Here is a 26,234-nt window from a genome sequence, read left to right on the forward strand (position 1 = left end):
ACGACTAACGCATTGATCATTTCAAGCCTTTCCGGGGGACGGTCAGTTGCTGTACGTGATCATGTTGCGGAATTCGTTCCGAGGGTCCGCTGTGCATCTGAGCATCGGCCGGTCGAGGCTATGGACGCCCGCTCAAGAATCTCTTAAAACGCCCTAGGGTCCCGGCGGGCCGTGCGGCCGGAGGGCGTGTCGGCGCAGGTGGGGTGCGGCGGAACCGGGGCGTCCTGTCCCTTCGCTCCCCCGGCGCCAAGCCGGCGCCAACTCGTTGAACAGCCCCGGCCAAGTCGGGTGGCCGATGCTGTCGCACGACTCGAAGGGATCGGTCCATGACTGCAGAAGCAACGCTCGCACGTTTCCGCGAATACATGGTGGGGCCCGCGCGGTTCATGAATCTGCTGTCCTGCTTCGAACTCGGCATCGTCGACGCCCTACGGGAAAACCCCGGCATGACGGCGGCCAAACTCGGCGACACCGTCGGAGCCAAACCGGACGCCGTGGAACAACTCCTGTATCTGTTGGTCAAGGAGGGCTTCGTCGCCTTCGACGAGGCGTCCGGAGCCTATTCGCTGGACGCGCTCGCCGACGTGGCAGACGTCGACCTCCAACGAGTGCTCGCTTTCATGGACAAGATCAAGGTCACCACGCTCCGGCAGCTGTACTACCTCACCGAGAGCGTGCAGACCGGGACCGTCGTCGGCCTGCGCGAACTCTACGGATTCGACGGGGACCTGTACGCCGCCATGGGTGTGCACGCGGACCTGCGCGAATCATGGTCGAGGCTGATGGACTCGGTCACCGAGCGCATCGATCCCTGGTTCTTCGGCACCATCGACATCCCCTCCGGCGCGCACGTCCTCGATCTGGCCGGGAACACCGGACTCGGCGCGATCCACACCCTCCGGATGAAAGCGTCACCCGGACTCCGGGTGACCACGTTCGACCTTCCCGACAAGGAAGAGGAGTGCCTGCGGAACTTCCGGGACCAGGGTGTGGCCGAGCACTGCTCGTTCATCGGCGGTGACGTGTTCAAGGCCGTCCCCAAGGGCTTCGACGTCGTGCTGATCAAGCACTTCCTCAACATGTTCGACAAGGAGGACGTGTTGAGGATTCTGGAGGGTGTCCACCAGTCGCTGGACGTCGGCGGACAGGTCAACATCCTGGTGCCGATCTACTCCGAGGACATCGCGGATTCCCGCAGCGTCGACTACTACCCGTCCTTCTTCCTCGGCTGCGCCACAGGGCAGGGCGGGCCGCAGAAGCTGTCGACGTTCAGGACCTGGCTGGAGGAGACGGGATTCACCGTCACCAGGGCCATCTCCCAGGAGCCGGCCGACCTTCCGCCGGACGCCCTCCCGCTGCAGGGCATTCTCTGCGCGACGAAGACCGCATGATCAGGAAGACCGCATGATCAGCCGGGTCCGTCCTGGCTCCGCCATTGGTTTCGCACGACTCGAAGGGATCGGTCCATGACCGCAGAAGCAACGCTCGCACGATTCCGCGAATACATGGTGGGACCCGCGCGGTTCATGAATCTGCTGTCCTGCTTCGAACTCGGCATCGTCGACGCCCTACGGGAAAACCCCGGCATGACGGCGGCCAAACTCGGCGACACCGTCGGAGCCAAACCGGACGCCGTGGAACAACTCCTCTACCTCCTGGTCAAGGAAGGCTTCGTCGCCTACGACGAGGCGTCCGGCGCCTATTCGCTCGACGCACTCGCCGACGTCTCCGACAGCGACCTCCAGGGAGTGGTCGCCTTCCTGGAATTCATCAAGGTCACCACGCTCAGGCAGCTGTACTACCTCACCGAGAGCGCGCGGAGCGGAACCATCGTCGGCCTGCGCGAACTCTACGGAGTCGAGGGGACCCTGTACGCCGCCGCGGCCGAGCACCGGGACCTGGGCGACCCCTGGGCGAAGGTGATGAACGCGACCACCGCGCGCATCGACCCCTGGTTCTTCGGCAACATCGACATCCCCTCCGGCGCACAGGTACTCGACCTGGCCGGGAACACCGGGCTCGGCGCGATCCACACGTACAAGCTCAAGAACTCGCCCGGACTCCGGGTGACCACGTTCGACCTTCCCGAACGGGAAGAGGAGTGCCTCCAGAACTTCCGGGACCACGGGGTGGCCGAGCACTGCTCGTTCATCGGCGGTGACGTGTTCAAGGCCGTCCCCAAGGGCTTCGACGTCGTGCTGATCAAGCACTTCATCGACATGTTCGACAAGGAGGACGTCCTGAGGATCTTCGACGGCGTCAGCCAGTCGCTGAACGTCGGCGGGCAGGTCAACGTCCTGGTGCCGGTCTACCCGGAGAACATCAAGGACACCGACAACTACACCATCGACTTCTTCCCGAGCTTCTTCATCGGCGCCTCCATGGGCCAGGGCGGCCCGCAGAAGCTGTCGACGTACCAGAGCTGGCTGGAGGAGGCCGGCTTCACGGTCACCAAGGCGATCTCCAAGGACCCCGCCGAGCTGCCGCCGTACGCCCTCCCCGTGCAGGGCATCCTGTGCGCGACGAAGACCTCCTGATCGCCGCGCACCCCTCGTAGCCACGACGACACCCACCACTCTGGAGGGTCATGTCCCGCCGCCTGTTCACCTCGGAGTCCGTGACCGAGGGGCATCCCGACAAGATCGCCGACCAGATCAGCGACACCGTCCTCGACGCGCTGCTGCGCAAGGACCCCACTTCGCGCGTCGCGGTCGAGACCCTGATCACCACCGGTCAGGTGCACATCGCGGGCGAGGTGACGACCTCCGCCTGGGTCGACATCCCCGACCTGGTGCGGCGGAAGATCCTCGACATCGGTTACGACTCCTCCGCCAAGGGCTTCGACGGCGGCTCCTGCGGGGTGTCGGTGTCCATCGGCGCGCAGTCGCCCAACATCGCGCAGGGCGTCGACACGGCGTACGAGAAGCGCGTCGAGGGCGCCTCCCGCGACGAGGAGGGCGAGGAGGGTGACGAGCTGGACCGGCAGGGGGCGGGCGACCAGGGCCTGATGTTCGGGTACGCGACCGACGAGACGCCCACCCTGATGCCCCTGCCGATCGACCTGGCCCACCGTCTCTCGCGCCGTCTGACGCAGGTCCGCAAGGACGGCACCGTCCCCTATCTGCGCCCCGACGGCAAGACCCAGGTCACCATCGAGTACGTGGGCAGCCGACCGGTCCGCCTGGACACGGTCGTGGTCTCCTCGCAGCACGCGGGCGACATCGACCTGGACTCGCTGCTCGCCCCCGACATCCGCGAGCACGTCGTGGAACACGTCCTGGCCCAGCTGGCCGACGACGGCATCAAACTGGAGACGGACGACTGCCGCCTGCTGGTCAACCCGACCGGCCGGTTCGAGATCGGTGGCCCGATGGGCGACGCCGGGCTCACCGGCCGGAAGATCATCATCGACACGTACGGCGGCACGGCCCGGCACGGCGGTGGCGCCTTCTCCGGCAAGGACCCCTCCAAGGTGGACCGCTCGGCGGCGTACGCGATGCGCTGGGTCGCCAAGAACGTGGTCGCGGCCGGCCTGGCCGCGCGCTGCGAGGTCCAGGTCGCGTACGCGATCGGCAAGGCCGAGCCGGTCGGCCTGTTCGTCGAGACCTTCGGCACCGCCAAGGTCGCCGCCGACAGGATCGAACACGCCATCGCCACGGTGTTCGACCTGCGCCCGGCGGCGATCATCCGGGACCTCGACCTGCTTCGCCCGATCTACGCCCAGACCGCGGCCTACGGCCACTTCGGCCGTGAGCTGCCGGACTTCACCTGGGAACGCACCGATCGCGTCGACGCCCTGCGCGAGGCGGTGCGAGCGGGCTGAACGGCCCAGCCCCGGCGGGGTGCCCGGCGCGACAGCCGGTGGTGCGCGGTTCCCCCCGGCCGCGCACCACTCCCCCGCCGGGCACCGGCGACCGGTGGCCGTCGGTCTTCCGACACCGGCTCAGTCTCAAGGAGTGCTCTTCCGTGCGTATCGCCGTGACCGGGTCGATAGCGACCGATCATCTGATGGTGTTTCCCGGACGCTTCGCCGAGCAGCTGATCAAGGAGCAGCTGGAGCGGGTCTCCCTGTCGTTCCTGGCCGACCGGCTGGAGGTGCGCAGAGGCGGTGTCGCCGCCAACATCGCGTTCGGCCTCGGACTGCTCCGGCTGAACCCGGTCCTGGTGGGCGCGGCGGGCGTCGACTTCGCCGAGTACGGCGCCTGGCTGCGGGCGAACGGCGTCGACACCTCCTCGGTGCTGGTCAGCGACAGGCTGCACACCGCGCGCTTCGTGTGCACCACCGACGAGGACCAGAACCAGATCGCCACCTTCTACGCCGGTGCCATGGCCGAGGCTTCCCGGATCGACCTGGCCGCGATCGCCGCGCGCACCGGCAGTCCCGCCCTCGTCCTGGTCGGGGCCGACGACCCCGCGGCCATGCTGCGGCACACCGCCACCGGCCACCGCCTCGGCATCCCGGTCGCCGCCGACCCCTCTCAGCAGCTCGCCCGCCTCGACCGCGAGCAGGCCCGCCAACTGGTCGACCGCGCACAGTGGTTGTTCACCAACGAGTACGAGGCCGCCCTCCTGATGGAACGCACCGGCTGGACGCGGCAGCAGCTGCTCGCCCGGGTCGGCACCTGGATCACCACGCGGGGCGCGTCCGGAGTGTCACTGGCCTCGTCCGACGCCACCACGCTGGACATACCGGCCGTATCCACGGACAGGATCGCCGACCCCACGGGTGCGGGCGACGCCTTTCGCTCCGGCTTCCTCGCCGGTACGGCGTGGGGGTGGCCGCAGGAGCGGGCCGCCCAGCTCGGCTGCGCCCTGGCCACCACCGTGCTGGAGTCGGTCGGCACCCAGGAGTACAAGCTGGTCCCGTCGGACCTTGTCGCCCGTATCGCCCGGACCTACGGCGTCGACGCGGCCCGCGCCATGGAACCGCAGTGGTCATGACCGCGGCGAGAGAAGCGCCCTGCATGAAGGGGGCGGTGGCCGACGGAGCGACGGACACGATGCCTCGGACCCCGGATCCGGTGCTGGAGGACTTCCGGGAGTACTTCCAGCAGTATCTCCAGCGGTACGCCCTTGCCCGGCGCACGGCGGGTCAGGGCCGCCCTCTGCATCGACCTGCCGCCGGTCCGCTCACCGCGGGCCCGCGCCCCGGGGCCGACCGTGCGCGGGCCGAGCCCGGAGCGGCGTCGCCGTATCGGACGGTGCCGTTCCGCCAGGACACCTCGTTCCCGGCGATGTACCCGGCGACCGGCGAGCGCACGCAAGCCACCAGGCCTCCTCCCGCCGCCCGAACGACACCCGCCGTCCTGGCACCGCCCGCCGCGGAGACCCGGAACCAGGAGCGCGACACACCATGACCACCTCGTCCGAGACAGCGGACTCCACGTACGGCCGTCTCGCTGAGCCGCGCGCCGTGCGGGCGTGTGCCGCAACCGGCCCCGGCGGCGGTACGACCGGGGAGCAGCCCGCCGAAGGCAGGCCGACCGCGCGCGAACGCCTCGGCCCGCTCCTGGACGACGGCTCGTTCCACGAGGCGGATCAGCTGCGTCGGCACCGCGCCACCGGCTTCGGTCCGGAGACCGACCGGCCATACGGCGACGGTGTGATCACCGGGTGGGGACCGTCCACAGCCGGACGGTCCTCGTCGACGCCCACGACTCCAGGTTCTTCGGCGGGGCGCCGGGCGAGGCGCCCGCCCGGAAGATCCGCGAGGTCATGGACAGGGCGCCGGCCGCCGGAGCGCCGCTCGGCCCGCTGAACGCCGGCACGGCGTGGCCGCCCCCGCCCGAGACCCGGTCGCTGCTCCTCCGGTCTCAGCGGACCCCTGCCGCGGAACACGCCGAACCGCCCTGCCGCAGGCACGGCAACCCGACCCAGCAGCCCGTTTCCCGCTCCAGTGCGGCAAGGGAGGATCACCATGGCGTCGAAGCAGGTCGAACGTGTGCTGATCGTCGGTGCCGGTATCGCCGGCATGGCGGCGGCGATCGCCCTGCGCCGCGCCGGGGTCGCGGTCGATCTGATCGACATCGGCGCCGACTGGACAGTCACCGGCGCCGGCCTCACGATCACCGGGCCGACACTGCGGGCCTTCCGGCAGCTCGGCGTGTACGACGAGATCGCCGCGCAGGGCTACGCCGGTGAGGGCATCCGGGTGTGCGGGGTCGACGGCGAGCCCGTCAGGGACATCCCGACGCCGATGCCACCGGAGGCCGGGGTGTGCGGCTCGGGCGGGATCGCCCGGCCGGTGCTGTACGGGATCCTCTCCTCGCGGGTGCTCGCCGCCGGCGTCCGCCCGCGCTTCGGTACGGCCGTCGAGAAGATCGCCCACGACGGCGACGGCGTCGACGTCACCTTCAGCGACGGCACCACCGGCCGCTACGGCATGGTCGTCGGGGCGGACGGGATCTACTCGCGGACCCGCGAGCAGATGTTCCCCGACGCGCCCCGGCCGGAGTACACCGGGCAGAGCGTGTGGCGGATGTTCGTACCGCGCCCGCCGGAGGTCGACCGCCGCCACTACTTCCTCGGCGGCGCGGCCAAGGTCGGCTGGACACCGGTCTCGGCGACCCGGATGTACCTGTTCGCGGTCGAGCGCACCCCACGGGTGGCCCGCGAGCCGCACGAGCTGCCGGGCCGCCTCGCCAGCCTGCTCGAACCGTACGGCGGGCACGTACGGCGGTTCCGGGCGTCGATCGACGGGGACACCCCGATCGTGTTCCGCCCGCTGGAGTCGTTCGACCTGCCGGGCCCGTGGCACTCTGGGCGAGTGCTCCTGATCGGGGACGCCGCCCATCCGACGACACCGCAACTGGCCTCCGGGGCCGGGATCGCGGTCGAGGACGCCCTGGTGCTCGCCGAGGAACTGGCGCGCCACGGGTCCGTCGCCGAGACGTTCGACGCGTTCACCGCACGGCGCGAGCAGCGGTGCCGGCTCGTCGTCGAAAGCTCGATCGAGATCGGCCGGCTCGAACAGCGGCAGGCGCCGCCGGAGGCCCAGACGGCCGTGGTGGAACGTGCGCTGGCCAAGCTGACGGAGCCGATCTGAGTTTCCCGCATCCCGGTTTCTCTTCGAGCACGTCGTGGTTGGAGGCCTGATGAATCGTGAACACGGTGTCGGTTTCGATGTGCTGCTCGGAGCCGATTTCTCGGGAAAGTCATCCGTCATGTCGGAGCTGTCCCGCTCGTCGACGACCCGGCGACTGATATCGACGGACACGGAATTCATCGAGGAACGACACCGGCTGGTCCGCCGTCTGCGGCGGAGCGTCAGCGAGGAGATCCTGCCCGGGCTGGGCACCACGTACTCCGCGGAATTCCTGGCAGGAACGCTGCAGTTGGCGGTCCTGCACCTGCGGGACCAGGTGAGTGCGCGGAACACGGAAACGCCGGCGCTGGTCGACTCGTACTACTACAAGGTTCTGGCGAAATGCCGTCTGGCCGGGCTGGAGGACAACCCCATGCTCGGCTGGTGGCGGTCCTTCCCGCAGCCCCGTCGAGTGGTGTTCCTGGACGTGTCGCCGGAGACCGTCTGGCAGCGCAGCGCACCAAGGGACGGGAAGCCGTCAACGCGCTTGAGCACTACGGGCCCACACGGGCCCTGCGCCAGGGCCGCCGTACGGTCATCGCGGGAGCGGGGCACCTTCCGCCGGCGGAGGCACCGGAGCGGGTCACCGAGGCGATCGTCGGACTGCTGACGGGAGCCGGCTGATGCGGGACACCGCCGCACCCGGCGCCTGGGGTCACGCCTCGTCGACCGGTCAGGGATTTACCCACAGCACCATCGTCGACGCCCACTTCGCCGCCTGCCGCCCCGCCTACGAGGCCGCCCTGCGCCGGGTGGGCGTCCAGCCGGGCTGGCGCGTGCTGGACGCCGGATGCGGCAGCGGCTCCTTCCTGCCCCTGCTGTCCGAACTGGTCGGGCCGGGCGGCCGGGTCTCGGCCCTCGACCTCGCGCCCGAGCACGTGGCCATGGCGGCGACCGTGGCGCGGAGCCTGCCGGACACGCCCATCGACGTCCGCGTGGGCAGCCTCCTCCAACTGCCCTATCCGGACGGCTCGTTCGACGCCGTCTGGTGTGCCAACACGGTTCAGTACCTCACCGACGACGAGCTGGGCCGGGTGCTGGGCGAACTGCGGCGGGTCGTCCGCCCGGGAGGCGTGGTCGCGGTCAAGGAACTCGACGTTGCGCTGATCTCCGTGCGGCCCGGTGACCGGTTCCGGTTCGCGGACCTCTTCCGTACCGCCGGAGCGAGCCCCGGATACGCACAGCAACTCCTGCGCTCGGCCGACCTGTACCGCTGGCTGACGGCGGCGGGTCTCCGTGACGTCCGTCAGGAGACCACCCTGATCGAGCATTTCGCGCCGCTGTCCCCGCAGGCCCGCGCCTTCTACGTACCCGCATGTGCGGAACTGGCCCGTATGGCCGGGCAGTTCGGCACCGACTACGACAGCAACTACGGCACCGACTACGGCGATCCCCGGAGGGGCCCGCCGCGCTACGCGCCCGAGGCGGCCGGCGGGATGTTGTGGTTGAGCCGGAAGGTGTTCTCCGGGTCGTAGACAGCCTTGATCTCGGTCAGGCGCTGGTAGTCCTTGGCGTCGTACGCCGAGCGCACATGCTCGGCGTCCTTCTCGCCGTTCATGAAGTTGAGGGCGCGGCCACCGGTGCTCCACGGCGCGATCGCCTCGAAGATGCGGTCGTGGGCGGGCCGGATCTCGGTGATGTCGGCCCGTTCCAGCCGGGAGACCACATTGAGCACGTACCGCGCGTCGCGGTTGCCGACGGCGTTGGGGATGCCGGAGGGCCGGGCCAGCCGTCCGCCGAGATGACGCAGTTCGACGACGTGCGGCACCGGTACGTGCGGGCCGGCCAGGTCGAGGACGGCGCGCACCGTGTCGGTGTCGATCTCGCCCAGCATGGCGGTGCCGGACTCGAAGGTCCCCGCGAAGGTGGGGTCGTTGTGGATGGACCCGGAGTCGGCGTAGGCCAGCTCGCCCAGGGTGTCGATGAACGGATCGAGCGCCCGCAGCGGCGCCACCAGGCCCTCGCCGGCCCCGAGGACATCGGCGGCATAGGCGATCCGGACATGGACGACATGGCGGCCACGCAGCGGCGGCGGCAGCACCGGAACGTCCGGGAAGGAGATCAGCGCGACCGAGGAGGTCATCTCGTCGGGCACGGTGGCCGTCCACCGTACGTAGGTGTCGAGTACCTCGGCGGCGGATCCGGCGTCGAAGAACAGGCCTCCGCCGTAGATCGTCGTGACCGGCACCAGGTCGATCTCGATCCCGGTCACCACACCGAAGTTGTCCCGGCCGCCGCGCAGTGCCCAGAACAGGTCGGGGTCCGAGTCCTCGGCGACCTGGCGCAGCCGGCCGTCCGCCGTGACGACGTCCACGCCGCGCACATGGTCGGCGGCGTATCCGTACCGCCGCGAGAGCAGTCCCAGCCCGCCGCCGAGGGTGTAGGAGACCACGCCGACGCCCGGGGCCGAGCCCGACAGCGGGGCCAGCCCGGCCGGCGCCGTCTCGTGGAGCACCTGGTCCCAGCGCACGCCGGCCCCGATCCACGCGGTGCCCGCCTCGGCCTTCACCCGGACACCCTGCATCCGGGACGTGTTGATCAGAACGCCGCCCTCGGCCGCCACGGCGGACAGCGCGTGCCCGGTTCCCTGCACCGCCACCGGAAGCCCGTGGCCGGTCGCGAACGTCACCGCGGCCTGCACGTCGGCGGGTCCGGTCGCGCCCACCACGACGGCGGGCCGATGCCAGCGGGCGGTCTGGTTCCCGGCGCGTTCCGCGTCGTACTCGTCGTCCCCGGGGATGAGCACCGGACCCCGCACCTGTGCGGCTAAGGAGTCCCTCGCTGCGGCGTCCACGCCGGTGACCTTGTTGCCTTCCCCGTCGGAACTGCTCATGATTCTTCCTCTCTTGGCCTCAGGCCGCCAGAGTTAGTCAGGCAGCCTTACTACGGTATAGTCAGGTAGCTTTACCATTTAGTCAAGCTGCCTGACGAACTGGCCTGGCAGAAAGGTCGCCCGAGATGACGACGCACTCCGGGAAGCCCGAGGAGGGCGGCGGGACCGAGGTTCCGCTGCCCACGCTCCTCGCGCGGGCCAAGGACATGACGATCGAGCAGCTCCACCGGCGGCTCGGCGCGGAGGGGTTCGAGGGGATCCGGTACCGGCACGGCTCCGTCTTCCGGTTCATCGACGCGGAAGGATCGCGGCTGACCGTGCTCGCCGAACGCTCCGGGCTCACCAAACAGGCGATCGCCGAGGTGGTCAACGAACTTGAGCGATTCGGCTACATCGAGCGGACGGCCGATCCGGGCGACCGCCGGGCCAAGCTCATCCGGCTGACCGAGCGGGGCGCGCAGGGCCAGGTCGCCGCCGCCCGGATCCTCGGGGAGATCGAACACCGGTGGGCGCGGCACCTCGGCCGGGACGAGATCGACGTACTGCGCCGGACTCTGGAATCGATCATCGCCTGCCAAGACGAATAGCCCGCTTTCCATGCCGGGGAGCCCACCTTCGGCACCGCGTACGGGGAAGCCCAAGTCGATACCAAGCCGATGGCAAGAGGGACGAGCGATGGTTGTCGACGTTGGATCCCCGACCCGATTCCGATTGTCGGCATCGGACGCCATGAGATGGCCGGTGCGACTTCTCAGAAGGTGGGCCCCGCAGATATGCCAACGTTGTGCAAACCGTCGGTGAGCGTGCCGGAAAATGTCATCACCATGGAAGACACCCTGAAATTCGCCGAAACGGCACACGCCGGAAAACCACAGCTTCCGCTGGTGCTTCGGCTGATCAGGAACACGGGCGTACAGAAACGTCACATCGTGCAGCCCATCGAAAAGACGCTCCGCCACCCCGGCTTCGAGGAGCGTAACCGCATCTTCGAGGCCGAGGCCAAGAAAAGGTGCCCCCCGGTCATCGGAGAGGCCCTGGCCAACGCCGGCCTGACGACAAAGGACATCGACGCGATCATCTTCGTGTCGTGCACCGGATTCATGATGCCGTCGATGACCGCATGGCTGATCAACAATCTGGGGTTCCGGACCAACACCCGGCAGATACCCATCGCGCAACTGGGCTGCGCGGCGGGCGGTGCCGCGATCAACCGTGCTCACGACTTCTGCACGGCCTACCCGGACAACAATGTCCTGATCGTCTCCTGCGAGCTGTGCTCACTGTGCTACCAGCCCGACGACGACGGGGTCGGCTCCCTGCTGTCCGACGGCCTGTTCGGTGACGCGGTCGCGGCAGCCGTGGTGCGCGGAAGCGGCGGCACCGGTGTGTCGCTGGAGCGCAACGCCTCGTACATCATCCCGAACACCGAGAACTGGATCTCGTACGCCGTACGCGCCACCGGCTTCCACTTCCAGTTGGACCGCCGGGTGCCCGGGACGATGGAGCCGCTCGCTCCGGTGCTGCGCGAACTCGCCGTGAACCACGGCTGGAACATCGCCAGTCTCGACTTCTACATCATCCACGCGGGCGGCCCGCGGATCCTGGCCGACCTGAGCAAGTTCCTCGGCGTCGACGAGGACATGTTCCGGCACAGCTGGGCGACCCTGACGGAGTACGGGAACATCGCCAGCGCCGTCGTGTTCGACGCGCTGCGCAGGCTGTTCGAGGAGGACACGATGACGCCGGGCGCCACCGGGGTGATCGCGGGTTTCGGCCCCGGCATCACCGCCGAGATGGCGATGGGAAGGTGGTCCACCGACGCACCGACGGCAGGCATGGACCGAGTGGCCCATGCCGTACTGGCATCCGCCGAGGAGGCACAGTGAACGACGACCGACCGAGGCCGGACCGGGTTCTGGAGATCGCCAACGGCTACTGGGCCACCGGTCTCCTCGGCGTGGCCGCGAGGCACTCGCTGTTCACCCGTCTCCAGGCCGGCGTGGACACGACGGGCCGGCTGGCCGCCGAGGCCGGGCTCTCCGAGCGGGGCGCGCAGACCCTGCTCGACGGGCTCGTCGGCCTGGGCCTGGTCGAGGTGCACGACGCCAGGTACCGCAACACCCCCGAGGCGGCCACGTTCCTGGTCGAGGGCGAGCGCACCGACCTCAGCGGCTACGCGAAACTCAAGCTGGCCGAGATGAGCAAACTGGTGTCCCTGCTCGATGTGTTCCGCGTCGGAGGGCCGTTGACGGACGCGATGGTGGAGGTGGCCGACAACCCGCACTGGGAGGAAGTGGTCCCCGCCATCGCCGCGCAGTCGGTTCCGGTGGCGAGGACCGCCGCGGACCTGCTGGGGCTGGCGGCGGCCGGGGAGATCTCGATCCTCGACCTGGGCGGTGGCTCGGGGATCTTCTCGTCCATCTGGCTCGAACTCAACCCCGCCGCCCGGTCCACGCAGCTCGACTGGGAACCGATCAACGCGATCGCCCGCCGGCTGCTGGCGGAGCGGTCCGTGGCCGACCGGTTCACCTGCGTCGACGGCGACCTCCACACCGTCGACTTCGGCACCGCGGCCTACGACATCGCCGTGTACTCCCACGTCGCGCACCAGGAGGGGCCGGAGGACAACGTGGCGATCCTCTCCAAGGTCCGGGGCGCTCTCAAGCCCGGAGCCACACTGGTCGTCTGCGACTACGTGGTGGACGACGACCGGGGTGGCCCGTCCTTCCCGCTCCTGTTCGCCTCGGAGATGCTGCTCAAGAGCAAGAAGGGCGGGACGTGGCGGCGGGCCGACTACCAGGCCTGGCTCTCCAAGGCGGGTTTCGAGGACATCTCCTTCCATCCCACCCCGTCGCCCGCCACACTGATTCTTGCCCGGTAGCGCATCACTCGCTGTTCCGGCGGGCCGGCTGTCGGCGCCGCATGGCAGGCTGGCACGGACGTCGATCACGGGGGGCGACCGTATGGAATTCCGGGTGCTTGGTTCGCTGTCGATCCAGGAGGACGGCGAGGAGCTGATCCACACCACCGGCAAGCCGCGACAGCTGCTGGCGCTGCTGCTGCTCAACGAGCCGCGCCGGGTGTCGACCGGCTCGCTGATCACCGAGTTGTGGGACGACACACCACCGCGGTGTGCCCTGGCCACCCTGCACACGCATATCTCCGCGCTGCGTACGGAGTTCGCCCGACGGCTCGACGTCACGCGCGACCTGGTCGCGCGGGATCTGATACAGACGCGCGGGGACGGCTATCAGATCGACCTCGGCAAGGCGTCCTTCGACGTGGGCGAGTTCCAGCGGCTGCGGCACCTGGCGCAGACCCTGCTCAACACCGACGATGTGCTCGGCGCCGGCCGGGTGTTCAGCGAGGCGCTCAGCATCTGGCGCGGCCCCGCTCTGCTGGACGTCGACCACGGCAGGCTGCTGCGTGCCGCGGTGGCGGAACTCGACCGGTCCCGGCTGGACACGCTGGCCCTGTTCTTCGGAACCCAGCTGGACATGAGCCGGCATCGCGAGATCCTGAGCGAGCTGGCCAGGCTCGTCGTACGGCATCCCCACCACGAGGCGCTGCACGCCCGGTTCATGGTCGCCCTGTACCGGTCGGGATACCGGACCCGGGCCCTGGAGGTCTTCGACGAGCTGCGCCGGAGCATGCACGACGAACTCGGTATAGCGCCGTCCGCGCGGATCACCAGGCTGCGGCACGTCATGCAGGTCGCGGACGCGGCGACCGTGGACGCCGCCAGTGGCTACGGACATGCCAGGGTCGCGTGAGCCCTTCAGAGGCTTCCGCTACGGGAGTTGCACCCGCACCTCTCCCGGCAACTGCAGCACCGGCATCCTGTCCAGCCCCGAGTCGGAGGTGAGTACCGCGTTGTAGTACTGGCGCAGTTTGGGAGACGGGTCCAGGCCGAACCCGCGGACCATGTTCTTGTGCAGCCGGTGAAACACCGCCAACGCGCTGGTGCGGTGGCCGGAGCGGTACAGCGCGATCATGAGCTGTGCGTGCAGGTCCTCGTGGAAGCGGTCGTGCGTCACCAGGTCGGTCAGCTCGGCGAGTATCTCCTGATGCCGCCCGAGCCTCAGGTCAAGCTCTATACGGTGGTTCAGCATCGTCGACCTCGACTGCTCGAGTCCCGCTGCCTCGGCTCGGATGTTCGGCCCCGGTTCGACGTCGGCCAGCGCCGCGCCGCGCCACAACGACAGTGCCTCACGAAAGTCCTGAACAGCCGTGACCAGATCTCCGTCGGCAATGGCCGCCGCGCCGGAGCGTTCCAATCGGTGAAAGGCCCGCAGGTCGAACCGGCTCAGGTCGCCGACGAACTCGTAGCCGCCGCGCGCGGTGCGCAACATCTCGCTGCTCACGGCGTCCATGCTCTGGCCGGTGATCTCGGCAAGGTTCTTGCGTAGTTGAAAAACGTAGAGTTGCACGGAGGCCCGCGCCGTTTTCGGTGCGTGGCCGCCCCACAGTTCTTCCGCCAAGGTGGCCATCGGCACGACGCGTGAGTGCTTGAGCAGGAGCAGGGCGAGAATCTGACGTGGCTTCCGCGCGCTGACCTTCATCTCGCGGTCGGCACAGGAGATGAGCAGCGGTCCAAGAAGCTGAACCTGCATTTCGTTTCCCCTCTCGGGACATGCGCAGGCGATGGGCACGTTCGCCGGGGGCGCGCGGCAGCGCGGCCTCCGCGCCGCAGCGTCGGGGCGCGGTCAGGCACCGTTGTTGACCTTTGATCGTGAGAGGCCCGCGAGCCGGCCCGGAAGCACCTGGACAGGGAGCGGGGCTTTGCCTCCCGCGGTTCGACATCCCGTCGGAAGACCGCGGAGGTCACGGAGATCGCGGAGATCTCAGACTGTGGTCCTCAAGGGCGGATGTCCCGGACATGGCTGGTTCGTGGCGAGGGACTGGCCGTGGGCGGCACATCGGCGCCCGCCGCGTCGCTGAGGCGAGCACGCGAACGCGGATGCCTCGCCTTTCCCCTTTTCATGTCCTCGGTGACGCAGTTCCCCGTTATGCATTGTGCCAATGTGGCATTCACTGCCGGGAAATGCAAGCGTGAATGGGGCCACTACGGGAGTGGCACAGGTGGCGGGAGCGCACCCAGGGAAATCGGACCTGTGAATTCCGTATTTTACGTGGGCGTCTTGCCCTGGCCTCGCGATACGCACACTTCACACACCCCGAAGATGTGCACTTCACGGCACGTTGCGTACTCGATGAAACATTTATCCCCGTCCGCCTTTATGCTTGAGTTGCGGTTTTGGTGCCGCGTCAGCCGCGGGCCGAGAGACGGATGGGCCACCGAGAATGGCGCGTCTTTACCTCGATTTTCCGTGACGTCCTGCCTGCGCACTGAGGCGGGAGGCTCATTGCATACGATCAGCCGTGGCCGCTTCGGCCGGGTGGGCGACGCCCGGGCCGGGCCGGCGCACCGAATTCAACAGCGCCGGTCTTTCAACACCTTGCCCGGCCGGAGATCTGGGCAGCGCTCCCCTCGACGGGCGCCAATGGAGTGAGGCGCCCGGCACCGGGCCCGGGGCGGTCCTGTCGCTCCAGTCGGCGGGGGATCCGGACCTGTCGTTCGCCGAGTGGGGACACGGATGTTGCTGTTGACGGGCGCCATGGGGTTTCCCGGTTCCCGCCTGTGCGCGGAGCTGCTGCACCGTACGGACAGGGACGTCGTCTGCGTCGTGCGGGCCGCATCCGCCAGAGAGGCGGAGGAGCGGGTGCGGGCGGCGCTGCGGGCCCAGGCTCCGCAGGTCGCCGCGTCGCGCCGATTGCGCTGTGTCGCCGGGGACATCGCCCGGCCCCGGCTCGGACTCGACACGGCCGCGCACGAGACGCTGTACCGCGCCGTGTCCGAGGTCCACCACTGCGGGGCGTCGGTGAACACAGGCCATGGATACGACGCCGCTCCGCCCCCGTCCGCCGACGACATGCGCTTGCCGTCCGAAGAGGACCCCCCTTGGACGCAGTGTCCCGGTGGTGGTCCGGCCTCGCCGACCTCCTGCGTGGGACGATCGGGCTGTGGTCTGTGTGGTTTCGGTACGCGAGGAGACCGCGTGGCGTGTTCTGGCCGCGCGACCTGGGCGGGTGTGAGCCGTGGCGCGTGAGCTGGTGCTCGGTGTCGACGCGGGACACACGGTGACCAAGGCCGTGCTGTTCGACGCCACCGGCCGGCCGGTGGCGCGGGGCAGCGGCATGCTTCCGCTGAGCACCCCTCGGCCCCACTGGGTCGAGCGGGACATGGACGACGTATGGCGGACGGCGCGGCAGGCCGTCGCCTCCTGTCTCGCCGAGGCGGGTCCGGACGCGGGCCGGGCCGTCGCCGCGGTCGGACTGGCCGCGCACGGCGACGGTCTGTACGCCGTCGACGAGCGGGGCCGGCCGGTACGGGCCGCGATCGTGGCGATGGACACGCGCGCCGAGCCGGTGCTGGAGGAGTGGCGGGACACTCCGGCCTGGTCGCGTGCCCTGGAGTTGTCGGGCACGGTGCCTTTCGCGGGTTCCCCGGCAGCCCTGCTGGCCTGGCTCGTCCGCCATGAGCCCGAGGTGGTTCAGGAGATCCGCTGGCTGCTGTCCTGCAAGGACTGGCTGCGGCTGAAGCTGACGGGCGCGGTGGCCACCGATCCCACGGACGCCAGCGCCTCGTTCACCGACATGCGGCGGGGCGGCTACTCGCCCGAACTGCTCGATCTGTACGGTCTCGGCGCGCTCTCCGGCCTGCTGCCGCCCGTGCTCGCGTGCGACGCGGTGAGCGGAACCGTCACCCCCGAGGCCGCGGCGCTCACCGGGCTCACCGCCGGCACCCCCGTCGTCACGGGGGCCCATGACGTCGACGCCGCCGCGCTCGGGATCGGCGCCACGGTGCCGGGCGAACTGTGCCTGATCGCCGGGTCGTTCAGCATCAACCAGGTGGTCGGCGAGCGGCCCGTCGTCGATCCGCGCTGGCAGGTCCGCCACTTCGTCCGCCCCGGACAGTGGATGACCATGTCCACCTCACCGGCGTCGGTGGCGAACCTGGAGTGGTTCCTGCGGGTCACGGGCAGCCCGGCCGAGCAGCGGGACGGCGTCCACGAGACGATCGGCCGCGAGGTCGAGGCGCACCTGGCCGGACCGTCCGAGGTGTTGTTCCACCCGTTCGTCTACGGCTCCCCGCATCCGCATCCCACCTCCGGGACGTTCCTCGGTCTGCGCGGCTGGCACGAGCGCGGCCATCTGCTGCGGGCCCTGATGGAGGGCGTCGTACTCAATCACCGCTGGCACGTCGACGCGCTCTGCTCGAAGCTGCCGATCACCGGGGCGGCCCGGCTGACCGGCGGCGCCGCGCACAGCGAGGTGTGGAGCCAGATGTTCGCCGACGCCCTGCGGCGGCCGGTCATGGTGACCGACGTGCGCGAGAGCGCCGCCCGGGGCGCGGCCCTGCTGGCCGCCACCGCTGTCGGACTCCTCGACGGCGTGACGGACCCGCGCGCCGGTGCCACCTTGCTCCGCCGCCACGAACCCCGCCCCGACCGGGTCGCCGTCCTCGACGAGGCGTACGAGGTGTACCGGGAGGCGCTGGGCGCCCTTGGACAGGTCTGGGCCCGCCTGGACGCGCCGGAGGCCTGAGGCCCGTCCGCCGGATCGTGCCGCGGAGGCGGGTTCCGGGGCTCCCACCTGCGCCGATGCGGCACCGCGGAGATCCGTCAGGAGCCCCCAACCGGCCTCCCGGCACCCTCCTGTCACCCCCGCCGAGACATCTTAACGATAAGTAACGAAAAGTTATCTCGCAAAATACGTTAACAACGGCGCAGTCTCCTGCTAATAATTCCGCCATCGAAACGCGCCCGACCCCCCAGGGACGCATCCCGCACGAGAGGTCCCCCGTCACATGCGATCGACCAGATACGCCCTCATAGCCGGCGCAGCCGCCACCGCCCTGCTCGCCACCGCCTGTTCCGGAGCCGGAGCCGGCGGGTCCTCGGACGGGGGCAAGAGCATCAACGTCCTGATGGTCGGCAACCCGCAGATGGAGGACATCGCGAAGCTGACCAAGGACAACTTCACCAAGGACACCGGGATCAAGGTCAACTTCACGATCCTTCCCGAGAACGAGCTGCGCGACAAAGTCACCCAGGACATCGCCACCCAGGCCGGTCAGTACGACGTCGCCACCATCGGCGCCTACGAGGTGCCCATCTGGGAGAAGAACGGCTGGCTGCACGACCTCGGGGCGTACGCCGACAAGGACACGAGCTTCGACAAGGCCGACCTGCTCAAGCCGATGGTCCAGTCGCTCACCGGCTCGGACGGCAAGCTCTACGCCCTGCCGTTCTACGGCGAGTCCTCGATGCTCATGTACAACAAGGACGTCATGAAGGCGAAGGGCATCACCGTGCCCGAGCACCCGACCTGGCAGCAGATCGCCGACATCGCGGCCAAGGTCGACGGCGCCGAGCCCGGGATGAAGGGCATCTGTCTGCGCGGGCTGGCCGGCTGGGGCGAGCTGGGGGCGCCGCTGACGTCCATGGTCAACACCTTCGGCGGCACCTGGTTCACCAAGGACTGGAAGGCGCAGGTCAACACCGGCGGCTTCAAGAAGGCCACCGAGTTCTACGTCAAGCTGGTCAAGGAGCACGGCGAGTCCGGCGCCCCGCAGGCCGGGTTCACCGAGTGCCTGAACGCGCTCAGCCAGAAGAAGGTCGCGATGTGGTACGACGCGACCAGCGCCGCCGGCTCCCTGGAGGACCCCGCCTCCAGCAAGATCGCGGGCAGCGTCGGCTACGCGTACGCGCCGACCGTCGAGACGGACAGCAGCGGCTGGCTGTGGGCCTGGTCGTGGGCCATGCCGAAGACCACGAAGAACGCCGACGCCGCCTCGCAGTTCATGCTGTGGGCGTCCAGCAAGAAGTACGAGAACCTCGTCGGTAACAAGCTCGGCTGGGCGCGTGTCCCGGCGGGCAAGCGGGCCAGCACGTACGAGATCCCGCAGTACAAGAAGGCCGCCGCCTCCTTCGGTGACATCACCCTGAAGTCCATCGAGGGCGCCGACCCGGCGAACCCGGGCGTCCAGCCCCGGCCGACCGTGGGCATCCAGTACGTGGCCATCCCCGAGTTCCAGGACCTCGGGACCAAGGTGACGCAGGAGATCTCGGCCGCCATCGCAGGCAAGACCAGCGTGGACAAGGCCCTCGACGACGGGCAGAAGCTCGCCGAGGACGTCGCCAAGACCTACCAGAAGTGACCTTCAGCGCCCGGCCGGCCCTGACACCGGCCGGGCGCCGCTTCCCCGAACCCCGGCCGTCACCGGCGGAGGAAAGTTCTCATGACCACGCTCACCGCACCCCCCAAGACAGCTCCCCCACCCGTCCGTTCCCGGAAGTCCCCGGGCTCGGCGGCCAAGTGGAAGCGGCGCGTCCCGCTGCTGCCCGCGCTGATCTTCACCATCGTCGTCACGCAGCTGCCCTTCGTGGCCACGCTGATCATCTCCACCTTCCAGTGGAACATCCTCAAGCCGGGCGAGCGCCACTTCGTGGGCCTGTCCAACTTCTCGTTCGTCTTCACCGACGAGCGGCTGCGCACGGCCGTCCTCAACACCGTCGTCCTCACCGCGTCGGTGGTGGTCATCAGCGTGATCCTCGGGCTCGGACTCGCGATGCTGCTCGACCGCCGGTTCGTGGGCCGGGGGCTGGCCCGCACGCTGCTCATCGCCCCGTTCCTGGTCATGCCGGTCGCGGCAGCGCTGCTGTGGAAGCACGCCATCTACAACCCCGACTACGGCCTGCTCAACGGCACCCTGAACGCCGTGTACCGGTTCTTCGGAGCGGACAACGGCCCCACGGTCGACTGGATCTCCTCCTACCCGATGCCCGCCGTCGTGGTGTCGCTGGTGTGGCAGTGGACGCCGTTCATGATGCTGATCCTGCTGGCCGGGCTCCAGGCGCAGCCCGGTGACGTGCTCGAAGCGGCCCGTATGGACGGGGCCTCCGCGCTCCAGACCTTCCGTCACATCACGCTGCCGCATCTGCGCCAGTACATCGAGCTGGGCGTCCTGCTCGGCACGATCTACGTCGTCCAGACCTTCGACGCGGTCTTCACCATCACCCAGGGCGGTCCGGGCTCCCAGACGACCAACCTGCCGTACGAGATCTACCTGACCATGTTCCGCAAGTACGAGTACGGCGAGGCAGCCGCCGCCGGTGTCGTCGTCGTGCTCGGCGCGTTCGTCATCGCGACCTTCGCGCTGCGCACCATCGCGTCGCTGTTCCGCGAGGAGACATCCCGATGACCCACGCAGCAGTCGCCGCCCCCGGCGGCAGGTTCCGGAAACTCCTCCGTGGGAAGGACGACCCCAGCTCCCCGCGCCTGTCGCCGCTGTGGACGTTCGTCGCCTGGCTGGCCACGCTGACGTTCTTCGCGCCGGTGGCGTGGATGGTGCTGACCTCCTTCCATCAGGAGGCCGACGCGGCGACCAACCCGCCGACCCCCTTCGCCCCGGTCACCTTCGACCAGTACAAGCTGCTGTTCAGCCGGGACATCACCCCCTTCCTTCTCAACTCGGCCATGGCCAGCATCCTTTCGACGGTGCTGGTGCTCGCCCTGGCGGTGCCGGCGGCGTACGCGCTGTCCATCAAGCCGGTCGAGAAGTGGACCGACGTGATGTTCTTCTTCCTGTCCACCAAGTTCCTCCCGGCCATCGCGGCCCTGCTGCCGGTGTACCTGATCGTCAAGGACGCCGGGATGCTGGACAACGTGTGGACGCTGGTCATCCTCTACACCGCCATGAACCTGCCGATCGCGGTGTGGATGATGCGCTCGTTCCTCGCCGAGGTCCCCAAGGAGATCCTGGAGGCCGCCGAGGTCGACGGCGCGGGCCTGCTCACTGTGCTGTGGCGGGTCGTCGCGCCGGTCGCCATGCCGGGACTCGCGGCCACCTCGCTGATCTGCTTCATCTTCAGCTGGAACGAGTTCATGTTCGCCGTGAACCTCACCGCGACCCAGGCGTCGACCGCGCCGGTGTTCCTGGTCGGTTTCATCACCAACGAGGGTCTGTTCCTGGCCCGGCTGTGCGCGGCGGCCACCCTGGTGTCGCTGCCGGTCCTCATCGCCGGATTCGCCGCCCAGGACAAGCTCGTGCGAGGTCTCTCCCTGGGAGCAGTCAAGTGAAGGCAGCCGTCATCACCCGGCCGGGCAGCGTCGAACTCGCCACCGTGGACGACCCCGCCCCCGGCCCGCGCGAGGTCGTCGTCGAGGTCGCGGCCACCGGAATCTGCGGCACCGATCTGCACATCCTCCAGGGGGAGTTCGCCCCGAAGCTGCCCGTCATTCCCGGCCACGAGTTCGCCGGGGAGGTCGTCGCGGTCGGCTCCGGCGTCACCGAACTCGCCATCGGGGCGCGGGTCGCGGTCGATCCGTCGCTGTACTGCTTCGAGTGCCACTACTGCCGCCTCGGCCACAACAACCTGTGCGAACGGTGGGCCGCCATCGGCGTCACCCACCCGGGCGCCGCCGCCGAGTTCACAGCAGCCCCCGTCGCCAACTGCACGGTCCTGCCCGACGGTGTGCGCACCGAGGACGCGGCTCTCGTCGAGCCGTTGTCCTGCGCCGTACGCGGTTACGACGTCCTGCGCAGCCGCCTCGCCTCCCGCGTGCTCGTCTACGGCGCCGGAACCATGGGCCTGATGATGCTCCAGCTCGCCAAGGCGACCGGCGCCGCGAGCGTCGACGTCGTCGACATCAACGCCGAACGCCTGGCCACGGCACGGCAGTTGGGCTGCTCCGGCAGTGCCGTCTCGGCCGACGAACTCGACCGGCCGCCGTACGGCTGGGATCTGGTCGTCGACGCCACCGGCAACGCGCGGGCCATCCAGGACGCGCTCGGCCGGGTCGGCAAGGGCGGTACCTACCTGCAGTTCGGGGTCGCCGACTACGCCACGCGGGCCACCATCGAGCCGTACCGGATCTACAACCAGGAGATCACGATCACCGGGTCGATGGCCGTCCTGCACAGCTTCGAACGCGCCGCCGATCTCTTCGCCACCGGTGTCATCGATCCGGGCGTCTTCATCAGCGACCGGCTCCCGCTGGCCGCGTTCCCGGACGCGATCGCCCGCTTCCAGGCCGGTGTCGGCCGCAAGATCCAGATCCAGCCCGGTCTCGCCTCCGCGTGAACACCCGAACCGAACGGACCCCCACCATGACCGAGCAGATCCGCCGCGTTCTCGTCCGCTCCCTCGACGACATCAGCATCGAGCACGTGCCCGCGCCCGTACCCGGGGACGACGAACTCCTCGTACGCACCACGGTCGTCGGTGTGTGCGGCTCCGACACGCACGCGGCGGCCGGGCACCATCCCTTCATCGACCTGCCCTACCGCCCCGGTCACGAGGCGGTCGGCGTCGTCGCCGCGGCGGGGACGGCGGCCGGGGACTTCGCGCCCGGCGAGCGGGTGATCATCGAGCCCAACCTGTACTGCGGCACCTGCCCCCAGTGCCGTTCCGGCCGCTACAACATCTGCCAGGAACTGAAGGTCTTCGGCTGCCAGACGCCCGGCGCGATGACCGACCTGTTCACCATCCCGGCCGGCCGCGTCCACCGTGTCCCGGACGGCATGACGGACATCGAGGCCGCCCTCGTCGAGCCGCTGGCCACCCCGGTGCACGCCGTGGCGAAGGCCGGTGACCTCACCGGCCGTACGGTCGTCGTGCTCGGCGCCGGGCCCATCGGGCTGCTCGTCCTCGCCGCCGCCCGGCACGCGGGCGCCGCGAGGATCGCCGTCACCGACCTGCTGGACGGCAAGCGGGAGCGGGCCCTGCGGCTCGGCGCCGACGCGGCCCTGCCCGCCGACGCCACCGACCTGGCCGAGCGGGCCCACGCGGCGCTCGGCGGACCGGCCGACGTGGTCTTCGACTGCGTGGCACGCGAGCAGTCGATGGCCCAGGCCATCGACCTGGTCGCCAAGGGCGGCACGGTCATCGTCGTCGGTGTCGGGGCCGCGGGGACCACCCCCGTCCGCCTCGACCTGGTCCAGGACCGGGAGATCCGTATCGAGGGCACCCTGATGTACACCGGTGACGACTACCGCACCGCGATGTCCCTGATCTCGTCCGGCGCCGTGGACACCGCCGAGATCGTCACCGCCACCTACCCGCTGGAGGACGCCGCCAAGGCGTTCGCCGCGTCCGTCGACCCCGAACAGGTCAAGGTGCTGGTCACCGTGGGAGGTGCCTAGGCCCGGAGGGCGGACGGACCCCGGCTCCCACCGGGCCGTGTGGGAAACTGCGAGATCGGAGCGACCGGGAAGGAGGGGCGCCGTGACCGCGCGTACCCGACTGTCACAGGCGGCCGTCGAGGAGCGGCGGCAGGCCGTGCTGCGGTATGTCGCCGAACACGACGAGACCCGTATCGACGACCTCGCCCGGCACTTCGACGTCAGTCTGATGACGATGCACCGGGACCTGGACGACCTCGCCGGGCGCCATCTGCTCCGCAAGGAGCGCGGGCGGGCCGTCGCCTTCCCCGCGCTCACCATGGAGACGGCCACCCGCTTCCGGGAGAACAGCGCCCTCGCGGCCAAGAACGCGCTGTGCGCGGCCGTCGCCGGCCGGATCAGGCCGGGCAGCACGGTGCTCATGGACGACTCGACGACCCTGTTCCCCCTGGTCCCGGCACTGGCCGAGCTGGACCAGCTGAACATCGTCACCAACTCCGTCGGCCTCGCGCAGCGCCTCGGTGCCGCGCCGGGCGTGAGTGTCACGTTGCTCGGCGGTCACTACCGCGGCGACTTCAACTCCTGCACCGGTCCCTCCGTCACCCGCGCCCTGTCCCTGATCCGGGCCGACCTCGCCCTGATGTCCGCCACGGCCGTCCTGGACGGCCGGCTCTTCCACCCCCTGAGCGACTACGTCGAGGTGAAGCTGGCCATGCTCGCCTCCGCCGATCAGGCGCTGCTCCTGGTGGACCACTCCAAGTTCGGCAAGACCGCCACGTACGCGTACGGCACCGTGGCCGACTACCACTCCGTCATCACCGACACCGGCACCCCCGAGGGGGAACTCACGGCCATGCGCGATCTCGGCGCACCCGTCGAGACGGTCGAACCCGAAGAGCCCGCCCTGTGATCCGCACCCTGTTCGAAACGCCGACCGCCTACCGCCCCAGTGACGCCGAGACGGCCGCGCCGGTGCCCCCGGTCGAGGCGGTGCTGTTCGACTTCAGCAACACCATTTTCCAGATGATCGACCTGGAGAAGTGGCTGCACCGGGTCGGCGCCGCCACGGGCCGTCTCGCCGTGCTGGACGCGCCGGGTGCGGTGGCGGAGATCTCCGACCAGTTGCGGGCCGCCTTCCGGCTGCCTTCCGTCGTCGCCCTCCAGGAGGGCCGGGATCTCTCCTGCGAACAGCACCGCCGTGCCATGTGGGGCTGGTGGGAGCGGGTGGACTTCCTGCGCGGCGCGGAGGAGGCGGCCTACCGGGAACTCACCGCCCCGGACGCCTGGGTCCCGTACCCCGACACCGAACCGGTGCTGCGTGCCCTGCGCGAGCGCGGGCTGCGCGTCGCCGTCGTGAGCGACTTCGCCTGGGATCTGCGCATCCACCTCGCCCATCACGGGCTGGACGATCTGATCGACACCTGTGTCGTCTCCTACGAGCAGGGCCGCGAGAAGCCCGATCCGCAGCTGTTCCTGAAGGCCTGTGCCGACCTGGGCGCCGATCCACGCGCCACCCTCATGGTCGGCGACAACCCGGTCCGTGACGGCGGTGCGGCGGCCTGCGGTCTGCGCACCTACATCCTCCCGGCCGAGCACCGCACCGGTGAACGCGGCCTGGCGGACGTGTTGCGGCTCGTGGACTGACGAGCAGGGGCGGCATCCGAAGGCGGGCCGATCACCGTCCTGGCAGGATGGCGGCATGGAACGTGTGCTTGGCATCGGTGGACACTTCATGCGGGCGGCCGACCCGGTGGCCCTGAGTGCGTGGTACCGCGACTGCCTGGGCCTGGACGCCGACGAGAACGGCCTGTGGCAGCAGGCGGCCGGGCCGACGGTCTTCGCGGCGTTCGAGGCGGACACCGACTACTTCGGGTCCCGCACCCAGCAGACCATGCTCAACTTCCGGGTCCGCGACCTGGACGCGATGCTCGCGCAACTGCGCGCCCAGGGAGCGGACGTGGCCGAGGAGACGCAGGACATGGCGGGTGTCGGCCGGTTCGGCTGGGTCACCGACCCCGAGGGCAACCGGGTCGAGCTGTGGCAGCCCGCCTGACCGCGTCCTCACGCGGGTGACGGTCGGCCCTCCAGGACGTGGGTGCCCGGGGCGCAGCTCTCCCGCAGTTCGGCGAGTTCGGCGGCGGGCAGACTCCGGGCGGAGCCCCGCCGACTGTGGTCGAGCAGGGCCGACCCTGCCTTCAGCCAGCTCGGCACAGGATCCACGCCGATGAACTCCGCCAGGCGGGTCAGCTCGCCGGCGGGGTGGTCCAGGAGGTCCTCGTAGGAGAGGGTGGCGCGCCGGTCGGCGGGGAGCCGGGTGAGGAACTCCGTTCCCTCGGTGACGAGTTGGGACCACAGGGCGCCGAAGGTCCGCAGGGGGATGTCACGGTCGCGTACGAGGGACGGGTCGAAGCGGTCGTCGAGCAGGGGTGCCAGGTCCGGGGGCAGCGCGCGGACGTGTTCGGGGGTCAGGTCGCCGAAGCTGTCGATACCGGAGCGGGTCTTGATCTCTCGGAGCAGGGAGATCGCTCGGTATCCGGGATGGCGGCTCATGGACAGGGCGCAGTCCGGGCCGTCGCGGAACATGTGCACGAACTTCGCCTCGGGGAAGGCCTCCCTCAGTCCTGGTGCCCAGCCGGTCGAGTAGCCCGAGCGTTCCACGACGGCGGTACGTCCGAACCGGGCGCAGAGCAGGTCGTACAGGGCCCGGTGCTGCTCGGCGGCGGTGCGCCGCGGCCACTGGACCACTGCTGCGCCGAGTTCGTCGAGGAGTGCGTCCGGGTCGTCGGTGAGGTGGGGCAGCACCATCAGGGAGAGTGCGGGGATGCCGACCGTGGTCTGCGCCGCGTATCTGCCGGGGCGGCTGGTGTGGAGGAACTCCGGCAGCGGCAGCCCGCTGCGGATCATCTGCTCGAAGTGCGGCGCGGGGCCGGAGAGCGCCTGCCAGAACTCCTCGCCGCCGACTTTGCCCCGGGGGAAGGACGCGTCGCCCACCGAGGCCATGAACTCGTTCAGACTCAGCACGTCCGGGTGGGAGTTGAGGATGCGGGACAGCGCCGTGGAGCCGCTGCGGCCCGTACCGAAGACGAAGGTCAGAGAACGCATGATCCCCTTTCGACTGGTGGATTTCG

At 69.6% G+C, this 26,234-nt stretch carries 25 protein-coding genes and 1 pseudogene; 23 read left to right on the forward strand and 3 right to left on the reverse strand.

Annotated features, from left to right (window positions below; all coding sequences use genetic code 11):
* Nucleotides 1–326: 326 nt before the first annotated feature.
* From ACWDR4_RS06270 to ACWDR4_RS06310, 9 genes and pseudogenes are all read left to right on the forward strand, one after another.
* A complete protein-coding gene (locus tag ACWDR4_RS06270) occupies nucleotides 327–1,391 on the forward strand; it encodes a methyltransferase (RefSeq protein WP_450404558.1) in 1,065 nt (354 codons plus the stop codon).
* 75 nt (nucleotides 1,392–1,466) lie between these two features.
* Nucleotides 1,467–2,537: a methyltransferase gene (locus ACWDR4_RS06275; protein WP_450404561.1), complete on the forward strand. Its 1,071-nt coding sequence runs from the start codon at nucleotides 1,467–1,469 to the stop codon at nucleotides 2,535–2,537.
* A gap of 50 nt (nucleotides 2,538–2,587) precedes the next feature.
* Nucleotides 2,588–3,823, forward strand: a complete 1,236-nt coding sequence (metK, locus tag ACWDR4_RS06280; protein WP_450404563.1) for a methionine adenosyltransferase — start codon at nucleotides 2,588–2,590, stop codon at nucleotides 3,821–3,823.
* A gap of 143 nt (nucleotides 3,824–3,966) precedes the next feature.
* Entirely contained in the window at nucleotides 3,967–4,941 is a 975-nt protein-coding gene (locus tag ACWDR4_RS06285; RefSeq protein WP_450404566.1) for a carbohydrate kinase family protein, read from the forward strand.
* Nucleotides 4,938–5,357 carry a hypothetical protein gene (locus ACWDR4_RS06290; protein ID WP_450404567.1) on the forward strand — a complete coding sequence of 140 codons (420 nt, stop codon included), beginning with the start codon at nucleotides 4,938–4,940 and terminating at the stop codon, nucleotides 5,355–5,357. Before ACWDR4_RS06285 ends, ACWDR4_RS06290 begins: the two co-directional genes overlap by 4 nt.
* Nucleotides 5,354–5,766, forward strand: a pseudogene (locus ACWDR4_RS06295) (carboxyl transferase domain-containing protein); the annotation flags it as partial. The gene ACWDR4_RS06290 and the pseudogene ACWDR4_RS06295, both read left to right, overlap by 4 nt.
* 151 nt (nucleotides 5,767–5,917) lie before the next feature.
* On the forward strand, nucleotides 5,918–7,045 hold the full coding sequence (locus tag ACWDR4_RS06300; RefSeq protein WP_450404570.1) for an FAD-dependent monooxygenase: 1,128 nt from the start codon (nucleotides 5,918–5,920) through the stop codon (nucleotides 7,043–7,045).
* Nucleotides 7,046–7,163: 118 nt separating this feature from the next.
* Nucleotides 7,164–7,694 (forward strand): hypothetical protein, encoded by a 531-nt coding sequence (locus ACWDR4_RS06305; protein WP_450404572.1) that lies wholly within the window; start codon nucleotides 7,164–7,166, stop codon nucleotides 7,692–7,694.
* A gap of 13 nt (nucleotides 7,695–7,707) precedes the next feature.
* Entirely contained in the window at nucleotides 7,708–8,559 is an 852-nt protein-coding gene (locus ACWDR4_RS06310) for a class I SAM-dependent methyltransferase (RefSeq protein WP_450404575.1), read from the forward strand.
* Here the strand turns inward: ACWDR4_RS06310 and ACWDR4_RS06315 are convergent.
* Complete coding sequence (locus tag ACWDR4_RS06315; RefSeq protein ID WP_450404576.1) at nucleotides 8,496–9,917, reverse strand: FAD-binding oxidoreductase; 1,422 nt, start codon at nucleotides 9,915–9,917, stop codon at nucleotides 8,496–8,498. The genes ACWDR4_RS06310 and ACWDR4_RS06315 overlap by 64 nt on opposite strands.
* A gap of 125 nt (nucleotides 9,918–10,042) precedes the next feature.
* Here ACWDR4_RS06315 and ACWDR4_RS06320 point away from each other — a divergent pair, with 125 nt between their 5' ends.
* From ACWDR4_RS06320 to ACWDR4_RS06335, 4 genes are all read left to right on the forward strand, one after another.
* Nucleotides 10,043–10,504 (forward strand): MarR family winged helix-turn-helix transcriptional regulator, encoded by a 462-nt coding sequence (locus ACWDR4_RS06320; RefSeq protein ID WP_450404578.1) that lies wholly within the window; start codon nucleotides 10,043–10,045, stop codon nucleotides 10,502–10,504.
* 186 nt (nucleotides 10,505–10,690) lie between these two features.
* Nucleotides 10,691–11,803 carry a type III polyketide synthase gene (locus ACWDR4_RS06325; RefSeq protein WP_450404580.1) on the forward strand — a complete coding sequence of 371 codons (1,113 nt, stop codon included), beginning with the start codon at nucleotides 10,691–10,693 and terminating at the stop codon, nucleotides 11,801–11,803.
* Nucleotides 11,800–12,798 carry a methyltransferase gene (locus tag ACWDR4_RS06330; RefSeq protein WP_450404583.1) on the forward strand — a complete coding sequence of 333 codons (999 nt, stop codon included), beginning with the start codon at nucleotides 11,800–11,802 and terminating at the stop codon, nucleotides 12,796–12,798. The genes ACWDR4_RS06325 and ACWDR4_RS06330 overlap by 4 nt, the downstream gene beginning before the upstream one ends.
* Nucleotides 12,799–12,892: 94 nt before the next feature.
* On the forward strand, nucleotides 12,893–13,690 hold the full coding sequence (locus tag ACWDR4_RS06335) for an AfsR/SARP family transcriptional regulator (RefSeq protein ID WP_450404585.1): 798 nt from the start codon (nucleotides 12,893–12,895) through the stop codon (nucleotides 13,688–13,690).
* 18 nt (nucleotides 13,691–13,708) lie between these two features.
* Here ACWDR4_RS06335 and ACWDR4_RS06340 read toward each other — a convergent pair whose 3' ends face one another.
* On the reverse strand, nucleotides 13,709–14,530 hold the full coding sequence (locus ACWDR4_RS06340) for an AfsR/SARP family transcriptional regulator (protein WP_450404587.1): 822 nt from the start codon (nucleotides 14,528–14,530) through the stop codon (nucleotides 13,709–13,711).
* A gap of 984 nt (nucleotides 14,531–15,514) precedes the next feature.
* On the opposite strand from ACWDR4_RS06340, the gene ACWDR4_RS06345 reads away from it, so the two are divergent.
* The 10 genes from ACWDR4_RS06345 to ACWDR4_RS06390 all read left to right on the forward strand — a co-directional run bounded on the left by ACWDR4_RS06345 (nucleotide 15,515) and on the right by ACWDR4_RS06390 (nucleotide 25,159).
* Nucleotides 15,515–16,027 (forward strand): SDR family oxidoreductase, encoded by a 513-nt coding sequence (locus ACWDR4_RS06345; protein WP_450404588.1) that lies wholly within the window; start codon nucleotides 15,515–15,517, stop codon nucleotides 16,025–16,027.
* Nucleotides 16,017–17,525 (forward strand): FGGY-family carbohydrate kinase, encoded by a 1,509-nt coding sequence (locus ACWDR4_RS06350; protein ID WP_450404591.1) that lies wholly within the window; start codon nucleotides 16,017–16,019, stop codon nucleotides 17,523–17,525. The genes ACWDR4_RS06345 and ACWDR4_RS06350 overlap by 11 nt, the downstream gene beginning before the upstream one ends.
* 262 nt (nucleotides 17,526–17,787) lie before the next feature.
* Nucleotides 17,788–19,140, forward strand: a complete 1,353-nt coding sequence (locus ACWDR4_RS06355) for an ABC transporter substrate-binding protein (protein ID WP_450404593.1) — start codon at nucleotides 17,788–17,790, stop codon at nucleotides 19,138–19,140.
* An 81-nt stretch (nucleotides 19,141–19,221) separates the two neighbouring features.
* Nucleotides 19,222–20,184 carry a carbohydrate ABC transporter permease gene (locus ACWDR4_RS06360; RefSeq protein ID WP_450404595.1) on the forward strand — a complete coding sequence of 321 codons (963 nt, stop codon included), beginning with the start codon at nucleotides 19,222–19,224 and terminating at the stop codon, nucleotides 20,182–20,184.
* Complete coding sequence (locus ACWDR4_RS06365; RefSeq protein WP_450404596.1) at nucleotides 20,181–21,062, forward strand: carbohydrate ABC transporter permease; 882 nt, start codon at nucleotides 20,181–20,183, stop codon at nucleotides 21,060–21,062. The genes ACWDR4_RS06360 and ACWDR4_RS06365 overlap by 4 nt, the downstream gene beginning before the upstream one ends.
* Entirely contained in the window at nucleotides 21,059–22,066 is a 1,008-nt protein-coding gene (locus ACWDR4_RS06370) for a zinc-dependent alcohol dehydrogenase family protein (protein ID WP_450404599.1), read from the forward strand. Before ACWDR4_RS06365 ends, ACWDR4_RS06370 begins: the two co-directional genes overlap by 4 nt.
* A 26-nt stretch (nucleotides 22,067–22,092) precedes the next feature.
* Nucleotides 22,093–23,127, forward strand: a complete 1,035-nt coding sequence (locus ACWDR4_RS06375; RefSeq protein ID WP_450404602.1) for a zinc-dependent alcohol dehydrogenase — start codon at nucleotides 22,093–22,095, stop codon at nucleotides 23,125–23,127.
* A gap of 82 nt (nucleotides 23,128–23,209) precedes the next feature.
* A complete protein-coding gene (locus ACWDR4_RS06380; RefSeq protein WP_450404605.1) occupies nucleotides 23,210–24,016 on the forward strand; it encodes a DeoR/GlpR family DNA-binding transcription regulator in 807 nt (268 codons plus the stop codon).
* Entirely contained in the window at nucleotides 24,013–24,750 is a 738-nt protein-coding gene (locus ACWDR4_RS06385) for an HAD family hydrolase (protein ID WP_450404606.1), read from the forward strand. The genes ACWDR4_RS06380 and ACWDR4_RS06385 overlap by 4 nt, the downstream gene beginning before the upstream one ends.
* Nucleotides 24,751–24,805: 55 nt before the next feature.
* Entirely contained in the window at nucleotides 24,806–25,159 is a 354-nt protein-coding gene (locus ACWDR4_RS06390; protein ID WP_450404608.1) for a VOC family protein, read from the forward strand.
* A gap of 8 nt (nucleotides 25,160–25,167) precedes the next feature.
* On the opposite strand, the gene ACWDR4_RS06395 is transcribed toward ACWDR4_RS06390, so the two are convergent.
* Nucleotides 25,168–26,208 (reverse strand): sulfotransferase, encoded by a 1,041-nt coding sequence (locus tag ACWDR4_RS06395; RefSeq protein WP_450404609.1) that lies wholly within the window; start codon nucleotides 26,206–26,208, stop codon nucleotides 25,168–25,170.
* Nucleotides 26,209–26,234 lie beyond the last annotated feature (26 nt).

The sequence above is a fragment of the Streptomyces sp. NPDC000878 genome (assembly GCF_053599695.1).